General features: G+C 44.8%; 17 protein-coding genes. 10 read left to right on the top strand and 7 right to left on the bottom strand.

Going from position 1 to position 12,010, the window contains the following annotated elements:
- Positions 1 to 303 precede the first annotated feature (303 nt).
- Entirely contained in the window at positions 304 to 771 is a 468-nt protein-coding gene (locus tag A9957_RS06500) for a DUF5806 family protein (RefSeq protein ID WP_105460738.1), read from the bottom strand.
- 175 nt (positions 772 to 946) lie between these two features.
- Positions 947 to 1,750: a sugar phosphate isomerase/epimerase family protein gene (locus A9957_RS06495; RefSeq protein ID WP_292343585.1), complete on the bottom strand. Its 804-nt coding sequence runs from the start codon at positions 1,748 to 1,750 to the stop codon at positions 947 to 949.
- Positions 1,751 to 2,117: 367 nt separating this feature from the next.
- On the opposite strand from A9957_RS06495, the gene mtrE reads away from it, so the two are divergent.
- The 8 genes from mtrE to mtrH are packed head-to-tail and all read left to right on the top strand — an operon-like array spanning position 2,118 to position 7,043.
- Positions 2,118 to 3,026 (top strand): tetrahydromethanopterin S-methyltransferase subunit E, encoded by a 909-nt coding sequence (gene mtrE / locus A9957_RS06490; protein WP_292343583.1) that lies wholly within the window; start codon positions 2,118 to 2,120, stop codon positions 3,024 to 3,026.
- A 5-nt stretch (positions 3,027 to 3,031) separates the two neighbouring features.
- Positions 3,032 to 3,742 (top strand): tetrahydromethanopterin S-methyltransferase subunit D, encoded by a 711-nt coding sequence (gene mtrD / locus A9957_RS06485; protein ID WP_373420711.1) that lies wholly within the window; start codon positions 3,032 to 3,034, stop codon positions 3,740 to 3,742.
- A gap of 1 nt (position 3,743) precedes the next feature.
- A complete protein-coding gene (gene mtrC, locus A9957_RS06480; protein ID WP_105460734.1) occupies positions 3,744 to 4,559 on the top strand; it encodes a tetrahydromethanopterin S-methyltransferase subunit MtrC in 816 nt (271 codons plus the stop codon).
- Positions 4,556 to 4,879: a tetrahydromethanopterin S-methyltransferase subunit B gene (locus A9957_RS06475; protein ID WP_072561311.1), complete on the top strand. Its 324-nt coding sequence runs from the start codon at positions 4,556 to 4,558 to the stop codon at positions 4,877 to 4,879. Before mtrC ends, A9957_RS06475 begins: the two co-directional genes overlap by 4 nt.
- 1 nt (position 4,880) lies before the next feature.
- A complete protein-coding gene (mtrA, locus tag A9957_RS06470) occupies positions 4,881 to 5,603 on the top strand; it encodes a tetrahydromethanopterin S-methyltransferase subunit A (protein ID WP_292343582.1) in 723 nt (240 codons plus the stop codon).
- 5 nt (positions 5,604 to 5,608) lie between these two features.
- Positions 5,609 to 5,836 (top strand): tetrahydromethanopterin S-methyltransferase subunit F, encoded by a 228-nt coding sequence (locus A9957_RS06465; protein ID WP_096712621.1) that lies wholly within the window; start codon positions 5,609 to 5,611, stop codon positions 5,834 to 5,836.
- Between the two features lies 1 nt (position 5,837).
- The gene (gene mtrG, locus A9957_RS06460; protein ID WP_096712620.1) at positions 5,838 to 6,071 is read left to right on the top strand and encodes a tetrahydromethanopterin S-methyltransferase subunit MtrG; all 234 of its coding nucleotides are present in this window, start codon (positions 5,838 to 5,840) and stop codon (positions 6,069 to 6,071) included.
- A gap of 15 nt (positions 6,072 to 6,086) precedes the next feature.
- Complete coding sequence (gene mtrH, locus A9957_RS06455; protein ID WP_096712619.1) at positions 6,087 to 7,043, top strand: tetrahydromethanopterin S-methyltransferase subunit H; 957 nt, start codon at positions 6,087 to 6,089, stop codon at positions 7,041 to 7,043.
- A gap of 15 nt (positions 7,044 to 7,058) precedes the next feature.
- Here the strand turns inward: mtrH and nth are convergent, their stop codons facing one another.
- Entirely contained in the window at positions 7,059 to 7,679 is a 621-nt protein-coding gene (gene nth, locus A9957_RS06450) for an endonuclease III (protein WP_096712618.1), read from the bottom strand.
- Between the two features lie 118 nt (positions 7,680 to 7,797).
- Here nth and A9957_RS06445 point away from each other — a divergent pair, with 118 nt between their 5' ends.
- A complete protein-coding gene (locus tag A9957_RS06445; RefSeq protein ID WP_206631059.1) occupies positions 7,798 to 7,947 on the top strand; it encodes a hypothetical protein in 150 nt (49 codons plus the stop codon).
- Between the two features lie 21 nt (positions 7,948 to 7,968).
- Here the strand turns inward: A9957_RS06445 and hdrB are convergent, their stop codons facing one another.
- Positions 7,969 to 8,847 carry a CoB--CoM heterodisulfide reductase subunit B gene (gene hdrB / locus A9957_RS06440; protein WP_096712617.1) on the bottom strand — a complete coding sequence of 293 codons (879 nt, stop codon included), beginning with the start codon at positions 8,845 to 8,847 and terminating at the stop codon, positions 7,969 to 7,971.
- Positions 8,844 to 9,332 (bottom strand): CoB--CoM heterodisulfide reductase subunit C, encoded by a 489-nt coding sequence (hdrC, locus tag A9957_RS06435; RefSeq protein ID WP_292343580.1) that lies wholly within the window; start codon positions 9,330 to 9,332, stop codon positions 8,844 to 8,846. The genes hdrB and hdrC overlap by 4 nt, the downstream gene beginning before the upstream one ends.
- 413 nt (positions 9,333 to 9,745) lie before the next feature.
- Here hdrC and A9957_RS06430 point away from each other — a divergent pair, with 413 nt between their 5' ends.
- Positions 9,746 to 10,102: a hypothetical protein gene (locus A9957_RS06430; RefSeq protein ID WP_292343578.1), complete on the top strand. Its 357-nt coding sequence runs from the start codon at positions 9,746 to 9,748 to the stop codon at positions 10,100 to 10,102.
- Positions 10,103 to 10,173: 71 nt separating this feature from the next.
- Here the strand turns inward: A9957_RS06430 and A9957_RS06425 are convergent, their stop codons facing one another.
- The gene (locus A9957_RS06425; RefSeq protein WP_096712614.1) at positions 10,174 to 10,713 is read right to left on the bottom strand and encodes a M23 family metallopeptidase; all 540 of its coding nucleotides are present in this window, start codon (positions 10,711 to 10,713) and stop codon (positions 10,174 to 10,176) included.
- Positions 10,697 to 12,010 (bottom strand): hydantoinase B/oxoprolinase family protein (locus tag A9957_RS06420; RefSeq protein ID WP_292343576.1); only part of this gene is annotated, 1,314 nt, incomplete at its 5' end. The genes A9957_RS06420 and A9957_RS06425, both read right to left, overlap by 17 nt.

Here is a 12,010-nt window from a genome sequence, read left to right as displayed (position 1 = left end):
TTTTTTGCAATCATTGGTGCCTCGTACTCGGCATTCACCTTTTCTTTGATTACGGTAAGCCTGCCGGAAGTACGGATCCTGTCAATAAAATCTCTGAGGGTCATTGGTTATACTATAAAAAGGGATGATAAATACATATTGCCATTAAAAAGTTGTGAGCTCCCCTCAGATAATTGTGGGAAACAGGATAAATGGAAAGGAGGTTGACAGGAGCCCACAGATATTCGGCAATTGAGAGAATGATACGACATTATAAATACCATATATTTTGCATCACGTGTGTAATCCAGATAGCTAACAATATCAGTACTCAAATCCCTCTGCTTCATTGATATTTTTGAGGACTTGTGCAATCAATAGCTGCACTTCCTCTGAATGGGATTCGGATAATTTCCCGCCTTCAATCTTGAGCAGTTCTCCTATATCATCTATCATGCTATGTATCATGGTTAGGATTTCTTCCTGGTCTATCAGACCTGCATAATATGCATAAAAAAAAGTTGTCCCACTGCGCCTGATTTTTTTCTTGAAGGCTGAATGAGCATTGGATACTTCCTGCCTGGAATACGGACTTTCTGCAAACGGCACAATATCCGGCAGGTTTTCACCTATCCAGGTCATTTCCGAATGGTTGGATACATTTTTGAAATCTGCACAGAGACGAGCAATCATCCATTCACGCGCGGTCAGATGAGTTGTAGATTTAAGGTACCTGTTGACTTCAGAGTATGTCTTGTTTTCCATTTTCTTGAATTTTTCATACCTATTCATGCTGATACCTTCTGTGTATTGCAACCACTATAATACTCATTGCTGTAATGTTTTAATAGTTTTTCCATAAGAAAATGGAACAAGGTAAAAATATCCCCCTCTGCACACAGGTATCCATGCATGAAATCAAAAAACTAGAGGAAACGTCTACAGGGAAGGCCTGTATCCCGTGAATTCAGGGAAATATTTCATCCAGTTTATTCCTTCCCGCAATGACATCATCCAGAGAAAAGACTTCAAGATTGAATATTCCATCAAATCCCGACAATTCTTCAAGTACGGTATAATCAATACAACCCGCACCCGGGCCAAGGTGTGCATCTCCGAAATAATCACCCGTGCACTTTCCGTGATTATCATGAACGTGTACATGGACAACATGTTCTGCAAAGAGTCGTGCAAAATGCCTGAGCAGACCACAATCTCCCCTACAGGTCAGGTTGGCATGACCAACATCAAAAGTGATACCAAGAGAGGGGGAATCAACTTCAAGCACTGCCCTTACAACTTCCTCTGCATCGCAGCAGAGATTATCAGGAGCTGTATTTTCCTTATTTTCAAGTCCCAGTACCACACTCCTGTCCGAAGCAAAGGCGGCCAGTTCTTTCAGGTTTGCAATCATTTTGTTGAAAGATTTTTCATAATCTCCCTTCTGGATACCGGGATGAATGACAACAGCATGGGAACCAATCTCTGCGGCAAGATCAATGGACTCTTCCATGAGTCTGAAATCCTGTTTGTCCATGGCTGCCGTATTAACCACAAGACCAGAAGGATAGGTTGGCACATCGGCAAAGTAAGGAGCGTGAATCGATGTCTCCAGATCACAGGTGGATAATTCATCAAGTATTGAAAAGAGCCGCTCCCTGTCCAGTGTTCTTCCATCATATACACCAAGTTTGGGAATATAGAGTTCAACAGAATCAACATACTCATCGAGTTTTGGCAGCGGAGCTGCAAAGGAAGATGCACCAATCATATAGAATACTGTTCTGCAAGTGATAAATAGTCTTTTTGGTAAGGCAAAGAGGTACTGTTCAGTTAAAGCATCATTCCCATTGATACGGCGTATATGAATTTAGATTTTGATGATTTCTGATGTAATTATGGTAAGTGATAAACATATTGATCCAATTGTTGATATGCTGAACAAATCCCTCTTTATGTGGGAAATATAATCGATTTCAGGAGACAAATCCGAAAGGTTTATGAATTATATTAAATAATCCAAACCCACCTTAGATGAGTCTATGTTATAATTCATAACATACGGAACAAACTCCAAAGAGTTGTTCTACAGCAATACATGGATTTATTATAATTAATTAAAAAGGAGGATAAAAGATATGGAACCACTCATAGGAATGGGTGTGTTGGCACTAATGGGTGCAGCGGCAACTATCGCCGGTGCATCGGAAGATCTGGAATCCGACGTTGGTTCTCAGAGTAACCCGAACTCCCAGGTACAGCTGGCACCCCAGATGATGTATCCACACAGGATTTTTAACAAAGCCATTTCAGGTGAACCACCCTCCAATGCCTTACTGGCAGCGGTCGGAGGTGCATCTGCATCGGTGCTTATGAGCGCCTACAGTATGTCAGTGGTCTTTGCCATCGCAGTTGGAGCCCTCATTGCAGCCGGTATACATGGCACTTACGCAACAACTGCATATATGGGAAGGAGCGCAAGCCAGAAAAGATTCAGACAACCCGTATATCTTGATATAGTCCGTTCACACGTACCTGTTATGATGGGATTTGCCTATATTACTACATTTTGTATCCTTGTTGTGTCATATCTCATGACAACTGTTCTCGGACATCCTTTCCCGCTTACCCTGCTTGCATTCATATGGGGTATCACAGTAGGAGCGGTCGGATCTTCCACAGGGGATGTGCACTATGGTGCAGAGCGTGAATTCCAGAATGTGGAATTCGGATCCGGGCTTAATGCCGCAAACTCCGGTAATATCGTGAGAAAAGCAGAGTGCGGACTGAGAAACGGTATCGATAATTCCTGGTTCTGCGCCAAATTCGGTGGACCTGTAACAGGACTGGCTTTTGGTATGACCGTATTCCTCAGTGGCTGGATTACTACAATATTTGACCCTTCAATGGGTGCCAATATTGGCTGGCTGTCAATAGTTGCCGGACTGGCAATCATACTTATCCTGATAATAGGAAACCGCAGACTGGAAGTATTCGCACGTAACCAGTACGGTCCATACAAAGAAGATGAAGAGGTGACTGCATGATAGATATTGCAGGAGTACTGGCAGCCAATTTCCTATACGTGATCCTCATCACACTTGGAGGAGTTCTCGTATCAGGAAGTGTACACTTCGTACCTGTGGGTGGTGCACCCGCAGCGATGGCACAGGCTACAGGAATTGGAACAGGTACAGTACAGCTCGCTGCCGGTGCAGGTCTTACAGGACTTGTGACAGCAGGCGCAATGCTTAACCTGACAGACAGTATGGCCCTGATCCTTGCAGCCGGCATGGTCGGTGCAATGATTATGATAGGAGTAACTATGATGGTCGGAAACCTTGTATACGTCTACGGTGTGGGAGTTCCCCCTGCTTCAGCAAAGGTCGACTATGACCCAATCACGAAGGACAGACAGGATATCTATGTATCACAAGGTACCGAAGGACACGGTCTTCCAACTGTATCATTTGTAAGTGGTATCATTGGAGGGGGGCTGGGTGGTATCGGCGGTGCACTTGTTTATTATTCCCTGATGAGTATTGCAAACGGCATGGCTTCAGCGGACTTTGTGGGCCTTGCAGCTATTTTCGCTGTGGGAATTTTCTTCGTAAATGCTGTAATACCGTCCTATAATATAGGAGGTACTATCGAAGGATTCCATGATCCTAAGTTTAAGAAGTGGCCAAAAGCAGTAGTAACATCTTTAATTGTCACATTTATGTGTGCAATTGTAAGTGTAATTACAATAGGAGGTCTGTAAAATGTCTGCAGGAGGAAGTGGCGGAGGTGCCTCAGAGGCAATTCCCCAGAATAAACTTATCGCTTTCGGAGCAGCAGGCGGACTTATTGCAATTTATTTGAGCTATTTCATGGTACAGTTTGCAGGACCTGCCTTCTCATTCATAGGCGCCCTCGGTGCAATTTGTGCCATCGTATGGGGCTCAGCTGCAGTACGCAGAGTAGCCAGTTATGGACTTGGTACAGGTGTACCTTCCATCGGTATGCTCGCTCTGGGTATGGGAGTGGTGGCAACAATGTTTGGCCTAGCAATCGGGGGTATTGCCGGACCCATAGTTGCATTTGTCACCGCAATGGTTATCGGCCTGGTAATCGGTGCCCTTGCCAACAGGGTAATAGGAATGGGCATTCCAATCATGGAACAATCCATGACAGAAATCGCAGGTGCCGGTACGCTGGCCATTGTAGGCCTCAGTACCGCCATGACAGGCACTTTCATGTTTGATGTGGTTCTGACAGAGGTAATCGCTACAGGTTACATCGCATTGATTTTCATCGCTGGAGGTATGGCAATTCTTCATCCGTTCAATGCAAACCTCGGGCCCGATGAAAAACAGGACAGGACCCTTTCCACTGCATTCGAGAAAGGTGCTATTGCAATGATAATGGCCGGTATCGTCTCTGCAGTTTCAGCCGGTGCATCCGCTGCCCCCACAATCGTCATCGGACTGGCCATATGGTATGTTTCGTTCAGCCAGTACAGGAACTATGTTGTCAGGGATGCATATGATGTGGTTGGAACAGGTCTCCTGCCAAAGGAAGAGGAGGAATCGGAATGAGCATGGTACATGTTGCACCTGAAGTACATTTAGTACTGGATCCAATGTCATCCCTGCTTGCAGCAGAACGGGATGATGTGATTCAATATTCCATGGATCCAATAGTTGAAAGAATAGATGATCTTGACAAGATTGCAGATGACCTTGTGAATTCCCTCGCCCCGGACAGGCCACTTCTAAGTTCCTTCCCGGGAAGAGAAAATACCTCATACAGTGCCGGTATCTACAGCAACCTGTTCTATGGCGTCATTGTAGGACTGGTATTCTCAGGAATTCTGGCAATTGTAATCTACATGCTTAGCATGACCGGAGGATTGTAAAATGGCAGAAAAGAGAGAACCAGCACCCGGATGGCCAATCCTCAAAGGAGAATACGAGGTAGGAGATCCGGAAAACTGTGTTGCAGTAATTACCCTAGGTTCACACCTGGAAGGAGGACCCTTACTGGATGCGGGAGCTTCAATTGCAGGCCCCTGTAAAACAGAGAATCTGGGTCTGGAAAAAGTTATATCCCACATTATTGCAAACCCCAATATCAGGTATCTGGTCGTAACCGGATCTGAAGTAAAGGGACACATAACAGGTGAAGCATTCGTAATGCTGCACAAAAACGGTGTCAGTGATAACAGGATCGTGAATGCCAGTGGTGCTATTCCATATGTGGAGAACCTGACCGAAGAAGCTGTACAGAGGTATCAGGAACAGGTCGAATGTATCGATCTTATTGGTACTGAAGACATGGGAACTATCACCGGTAAGATAAAGGAACTTGCAGCCAAAGACCCTGGTGCTTTTGATGCAGATCCCCTTGTGGTAGAAGTCGGCGGTGAAGAAGAAGAGGAAGAAGAAGTCGGTGGCCTAAAACCAATGGCATCAGAATTCTCTGTAATTCGTGGCAGGATCCTTGATATCGAAAGGGAAATGGCCAGGATCGGAGAGTTCAATAAATTCCATGCCGGTGTTCACGCAGGCAAGATTGAAGGAATAATGATCGGACTTACCATTACATTGTCCCTGCTTGGCCTGATATTATTCGGGAGGTGAATGATATGGCGGAAGAAGAATATGGAAAAGGCGTGCCAATGGTCATTGAACCAAAAATGGGCGCAATTGATCGAGTGGTCGAAGATATCCGTTACAGGGCCCAGCTGATTTCCAGGAACCAAAAACTTGATTCCGGTGTATCAGCCGCAGGAATAGTCGGTTTCACAATCGGATTTCTTTTTGCACTGATAATGGTAATCATACTACCACTATTGGTATGGCAGGTGATTTAAGATGGCTGACGAACAAGCGAATAACAATATTCCAGCCGTAGTGGTGGACTCGGAGGATTTTGATGAAATACTCAAGAAACTCAATGATATAGACGAGAAAATCGAGTTTGCCAACAGTGAAATCACACAGAAGATAGGCAAGAAAGTAGGAAGGGATATAGGAATACTCTATGGAGCAGTTGCAGGCATATTGATGTTCTTGCTCTATATCTCGATATCACCGATACTTTTCTAAAATAGAGGTAATAACATGTTCAAATTTGATAAGAAGCAGGAAGTATTCGAGGTCGGAAATGTCAAGTTCGGCGGACAACCCGGCCAATACCCAACCATCCTGGTCGGGTCAATGTTCTACAATAGGCACAACATTGTCACTGACGAAGATACAGGAGAATTCGACAGACCAGCAGCAGAAAAACTCTGGGACAACATGCTCGAGATGGCAGAAACTACAGGAAACCCCTGTGCCAACCAGATAGTGGGTGAAACCCCGGAAGCCATCAAAAAGTACATAGACTGGTTTGTTGAGTACGATGAAAAGACTCCGTTCCTGATAGATTCTTCAGCAGGGGACGTCCGTGCTGCAGCAGCTGATTATGTTACAGAGATAGGTGTTGCTGACAGGGCAATCTACAACTCCATCAACGCAAGTATCCACGAAGAAGAGATAGAAGCGGTCAAGAGAAGTGACATTGAAGCATCCATCGTACTTGCATTCAATGCAGTTGACCCCACCCTTAAGGGTAAGATCGAAGTACTCGAAAAGGGTGCATCCGGTCAGACACAGGGTATGCTTGATATCGCCAAAGACTGTGGAATCACAAAACCTCTTGTCGATGTTGCAGCAACTCCCCTTGGTGCCGGTGCCGGTTCATCCATCCGTGCAGTAATTGCTGTAAAGGGCCACTTTGGCCTGCCTGTAGGTGGAGGTTACCACAACATGGCATCCGCATGGGACTGGATGAAGACATACAAGAAACAGTTCGAGACCAAGGAGCAGCGTAAGGCAATCTACATGCCTACAGACATCGGTACAAACCTCGTGCCACAGATCCTCGGATCCAACTTCCAGCTCTTCGGTCCAATCGAGAACACAAACACTGTGTTCCCGGCAACCGCAATGACCGATATCATCCTTGCAGAAAATGCCAAGGAACTGGGTCTTGAGATCGAAGACGAAAACCACCCAATCAACAAACTGGTCTGATATTTCAGATCGGTTTTACTTTTTCTTTTCTTTTTTAGCACATAAATCTTCTATTACACAAGCCACACAATCCGGATACAGAGGTTTGCACACCGTTTTGCCAAACTGGACAAACAATTCGTTAACTTCTCTCCAGTAAGACAGAGGAACCTGTTTTTGTAACTCAATTTCAGTCTGTTCTGGGGTTGTGGTTTCCACAAGACCGAGCCTGTTTGAGATCCTGTGTACATGAGTATCCACTGCGATTGCTTTTTCCAAAAAAGCATAGGACAGAACACAGTTTGCAGTCTTTCTTCCAACCCCTGGTAATTTGAGTAACTCATCCATGGTAGCAGGGACCTGTGAATCATATTCATCTATAAGTATCTGAGAAATCTCTTTTATCCTGCCGGCTTTCACCCTGTAAAAACCCACATCCCTGATAAGGGTTTCAATACTTTCTATATCTGCTTCCACCATCTGGACTGGAGTGGAATAGTGCTCAAAAAGTCTCCTGGAAGCAATTTCTGTAACTTCATCCCTGGTGCGCTGGGAAAGAACAGTTGATATCAATATGTAGAAAGGATCCCTTTCAGTGGAAAAGTATTCATGGGGATAGAGGGGTTTCAATCTGTCGAATATTTCTTCTGTGTCCATGGATAACCCAATGTTATGCAAAATAATAAGGTTTACCTGATGGAGAATCAGAACCAACAGATACAGGAACACGAACAAGATCACGATTTCCAACTACAAGGAAACAACCGAGGATGTTGTGATAGTGGAACGCCTCTATGGAGACTGGGAAATCACTGAATCATCCCATCCCTACACAAAGCAGGATGCAAACACCATCGAGTTCAAGGTGGAAGTACCTGCCAAGGGAGATGTGGAAGTTACCTATACATCCCTCTACAATTACTGAGCCCAGGGCGCTCAGTCTTTTTTATTTACCAAGTAAATTACAGAAATCCGAACAATCCATTTCATTGAGATCTATACCGACAGCCTCTGCAGAATAGCCCAGTGAGAGGGCCAGTAACTGGGAGTAGTGAATTACGGGGATGCCAAATTCCCTGCCTTTGCCTGCAAGGGATACCTGGCCCGCATCAAACTGCATGTGACAGAAAGGACATGCTTCCACGATGCAATCTACACCTGCCTCTTCAATCTTGCCCAGTTTGTGTTCGGTGATTGCAAGGGCCGTTTCACCCAGGGCTGACCTGACACCGCCACCGGCACCGCAACATTCCATCTTATCGGGATAATCCACACTTGTGCAGCCCAGTGCTTCCACCAGTTCATCAAAAACAGAAGGGCGCTCAACACTGTCAGTAGCCCTGCTTGATGAAGGTTTGAGCATATGACAACCGTAATGAACGGCCACTTTCAGATCCAGGGGCCTGACAATTTTTTCTTTTATTTTTTGCACACCGATTTCAGAATACAGGAATTCGATGATATGGCGTACATCAATGGTACCGTCAAAATGGCGACCTATTTGTGACAGATGGCTGTTGGTCTGCTCTTTCAGGAGAGAGTTGTTTTTCAGTTTGAGATTGGCATCCGCCAGGGACCCATAACAACCGTTACAGATTGTCAGGACATCCCTCTCATCCGTCTCCGACAATGTGATGTTCCTGGAAGCCAGGGCCAGCCAGGTGGGCTCATCGAACGAGCGGAATACACCGGGTGCCGGACAACAGGATGCGCCTTCCAGCTCTTTCCAGTCGATACCCAGATATTCAAGGCAAATCCCTGTGGCTTTTTCGATTCCAGGATAGCGGTTGGGCACAAGACAGCCCAGGAACAGGGATATTTTCATTGCTCCTCACCTCCTGTAATTTCCCCGAAATCACAACTTGCAAGCAGGCGCTTTACGTCTTTCAGGGCATCGGGATGGCTATGGACCGTGGAAGGCAGGGAGTTCAGGCCCAATTGCATGCGTTTTTCTCTGTGAGTGTCATCAATAGGTACAGCATGGCCATGTTCCTGAAGCAGATTGGCCACATGCCTGTGTCGCTCCAGAATCAGTCCTTCATGAGCAGCAATACTTCGCACAGCGAGTATGGCATCCACAATTGCAATACCCCTGGGACACCTCTCCTGACAGTTGTAGCACGTCGTACACATCCAGAGGGTCTCATCGGAAATGGCTGTATGGTCTTTCCCGATTTTGCGCACAAGCCGCCTGACATTCAGACTGGCCTGCCTGCCGGAGGGGCAACTACCACTGCATACGCCACACTGCATACATTTCAGGACATTGAAATCCTCTATAACCTCCTCAATTGAGGGAGTACCTGCCATGATTATATTCACCTACCTGCAAGTAGATTTTCATTTGTTATAAAGATGAGGCATTTCGTTGTGGAAGTTTGTGGGACCGGATTATTTCTGAGGTGCAGCTGGCAGAGTATCCAATAATGTTGTCTTTCCTGTAAACTTGGACAGGGGGCAGCATACCTGCTAGGTAAAATATTTTTAACTTAACCTAAACATAAGAATAAATATTCACTGCCAACAACACTATATAGAATGATATCAAACATAATTTTCGATGTGAGGTCAGAAAGTGTTCAATCAGTCAGGACCCCACATCTTTGCCCGCAAAGCAACGATTGCGGCGTTCCGGACACCATAAACCTGAAAAGATTTTGTAAGACATCAATTGTGTGAAAGTCCTTCACACAATTGTCTTTAATTTTAGTGGAGAATCAAACATGAGAGTACTATTAATAGCATTCATCATCCTTACAATCACAACACTCCCTGCAATGGCAGATACACTCACAGTTGACGGTAGCCAAGGAGCGGATTACAGATCAATGCAGCAGGCTGTAAATAATGCAACATCAGGAGATACAATCCTTGTGTATCCCGGGAATTACACGGAAAGTGTCTACATTAATAAAAAACTCACAATAATTTCCAAATCCGGTAACCCTGCCGATACAATAGTGAATGCTGCCATTATCTCAGATCGTCATCATATAGAGACAGATGACGTATTTAATGTGAATGCCGACGGTGTTGTTATCAGTGGATTCACCTCCTTTTTTCATTCAAAATCACACTAGGAATTTTTTCTTATAGAAATGCTGATTTATTAGCTGAAGTCATATGAAAGGAATTCTACAGAGAATGATTTTCATTTATGCAAATAATGCAGGGGGTTCAAGAGGCCCGGCGGTTTTTTGGACCCGAACCAGTTGCCTCCCAGATACAATTTATTATCTGTAACAGGGTATTTTTCCCATATTTCAAGATGCAGCATGGCAGGATTTTTTTCTTTGAGTGCCTGGATGTATCGGGGTGATGTGCTATCTATCATCTCAGGGTTGAGTACCTGTCCGACTTTTCCAATCCGGTCATATTTTTTGACCCTTGAACCCTTTTCCGGAATGGTCATGCCCATTTCCCCGTATTTGTAATATTTCCCGGAATTTCCCCGTACTATTAGATGGTAGGTTTCATTCCAGTACTCTATCATTGAGGAAGAGGTCATTATTTCAATTTCTACAACTTCCCCTTCCTCTATGGCAAAAACCGGGGTTCCTTTTTCTGCATAAAGGTCAATGCCACAGTGGTGGCGGTCTTTTCTGTCTTCCCAGAAACAACCCGATTCACCATCAGCAGGTATATGTACCGGTACTTGAAGGGCGCAGTTTTTTTCATTCCCTGTTTCCATAACCTCCTCCTCCTGGAGTTTTAATTATGAATGTATCTCCTTCTTCCACTTCCATTTCATCAGCTGCTGAAAGTTCAATAGTTTGCCCGCTTTTCTTTTTTAAGATGTTTTCGCCGGTGCTTGCAGTCTCTCCGCCTGCCATTCCCTTTGGCGGGTATTTCCTGTGGCTTGAAAGAATCGCTGCCTTCATTTTTTTGAGAAAACGTATCCTTCTGATCACGCCATTGCCTCCCTGAAATTTTCCCGCTCCTCCACTACCCCTTCGAATACTGAATTCTTCTATTCTGACAGGAAAACGTAATTCCATTATTTCGGGGTCTGTAATCAGAGAATTAGTCATGTGTGTCTGAACCGCATCTTCTCCATCAAAACCATTGCCTGCTCCTGCCCCTCCGCAGATGGTCTCATAATACTGGAATCTGTCATTGCCGAACGTGAAATTATTCATTGTTCCCTGGGACGGTGCAAGTATACCGAGGGCTCCGTAAAGGCAATCCACGATGTATTGGGAAGTTTCGACATTGCCGGCCACAACAGCTGCAGGATATGAAGGATTAAGCATCGAATTATCGGGAATGATTATCGTAATAGGCCTGAGACAGCCCGAATTAAGCGGAATATCATCCTGCACAAGTGTCCGGAATACATAAAGTACCGCAGCTTTGCAGACTGCAGACGGTGCATTGAAATTGCTTTTTGTTTGAGGTGAAGTGTTTGTAAAATCGATGGTTGCTTTTGTGTTATCCCTGTCAATTCTTAACCTTACTGCAATTTTACTGTCATCATCCAGTGTGTACTCGAAATCTCCATCTTCTAAAATATCAATCACTTTTTCCACTGCCATTTCGGCATTATCCTGTACATGTTGCATGTATGCAGTAATGGTTTTCAGGGAATAGGTATCAACAAGTTTGCGGAGTTCTTCTATTCCTTTCTGGTTGGCAGCAATCTGTGCTTTGAGATCTGCGATGTTCTGGTCGGGGTTTCGAGGGGGATATGTTGCCTGATTGAAAAGTTCCACAAATTCTTCTTCCCGAAATTTTCCTTGCTCTGTAAGTTTGAATTCTTCAATAAGAACTCCTTCTTCCTCGATCCTCTTGCTTAATGGTGGCATGGAACCTGGAGTAATCCCGCCGATATCCGCATGGTGGCCTCTGGATGCTACATAAAATTGTGGTTTTCCGTTGCTAATAAGCGGGGAAACTGCGGTTATATCGGGCAGATGGGTCCCTCCATGATAGGGGGAATTGAGAATGTAGGTATCACCTTCGCTGAAATCATTCTCATGATTGCGGAT

This window comes from Methanohalophilus sp. DAL1 (assembly GCF_001683555.1).
GTDB lineage: Archaea > Halobacteriota > Methanosarcinia > Methanosarcinales > Methanosarcinaceae > Methanohalophilus > Methanohalophilus euhalobius.
The sequence above is the reverse complement of the archived record's forward strand: the minus strand, read 5'-3'. Positions and strand labels throughout refer to the sequence as shown.

Excerpts from the sequence above, each read along its gene's own strand:
- mtrG (WP_096712620.1), top strand. The coding sequence starts at position 5,838 with ATGGCTGACGAACAAGCGAATAACAATATTCCAGCCGTAGTGGTGGAC.
- mtrC (WP_105460734.1), top strand. The coding sequence starts at position 3,744 with ATGTCTGCAGGAGGAAGTGGCGGAGGTGCCTCAGAGGCAATTCCCCAG.
- A9957_RS06465 (WP_096712621.1), top strand. The coding sequence starts at position 5,609 with ATGGCGGAAGAAGAATATGGAAAAGGCGTGCCAATGGTCATTGAACCA.
- A9957_RS06495 (WP_292343585.1), bottom strand. The coding sequence starts at position 1,750 with ATGATTGGTGCATCTTCCTTTGCAGCTCCGCTGCCAAAACTCGATGAG.
- mtrH (WP_096712619.1), top strand. The coding sequence starts at position 6,087 with ATGTTCAAATTTGATAAGAAGCAGGAAGTATTCGAGGTCGGAAATGTC.
- A9957_RS06475 (WP_072561311.1), top strand. The coding sequence starts at position 4,556 with ATGAGCATGGTACATGTTGCACCTGAAGTACATTTAGTACTGGATCCA.
- A9957_RS06425 (WP_096712614.1), bottom strand. The coding sequence starts at position 10,713 with ATGGAAACAGGGAATGAAAAAAACTGCGCCCTTCAAGTACCGGTACAT.
- A9957_RS06430 (WP_292343578.1), top strand. The coding sequence starts at position 9,746 with ATGAGAGTACTATTAATAGCATTCATCATCCTTACAATCACAACACTC.
- nth (WP_096712618.1), bottom strand. The coding sequence starts at position 7,679 with ATGGACACAGAAGAAATATTCGACAGATTGAAACCCCTCTATCCCCAT.
- mtrE (WP_292343583.1), top strand. The coding sequence starts at position 2,118 with ATGGAACCACTCATAGGAATGGGTGTGTTGGCACTAATGGGTGCAGCG.
- hdrC (WP_292343580.1), bottom strand. The coding sequence starts at position 9,332 with ATGGCAGGTACTCCCTCAATTGAGGAGGTTATAGAGGATTTCAATGTC.
- A9957_RS06500 (WP_105460738.1), bottom strand. The coding sequence starts at position 771 with ATGAATAGGTATGAAAAATTCAAGAAAATGGAAAACAAGACATACTCT.
- hdrB (WP_096712617.1), bottom strand. The coding sequence starts at position 8,847 with ATGAAAATATCCCTGTTCCTGGGCTGTCTTGTGCCCAACCGCTATCCT.
- mtrA (WP_292343582.1), top strand. The coding sequence starts at position 4,881 with ATGGCAGAAAAGAGAGAACCAGCACCCGGATGGCCAATCCTCAAAGGA.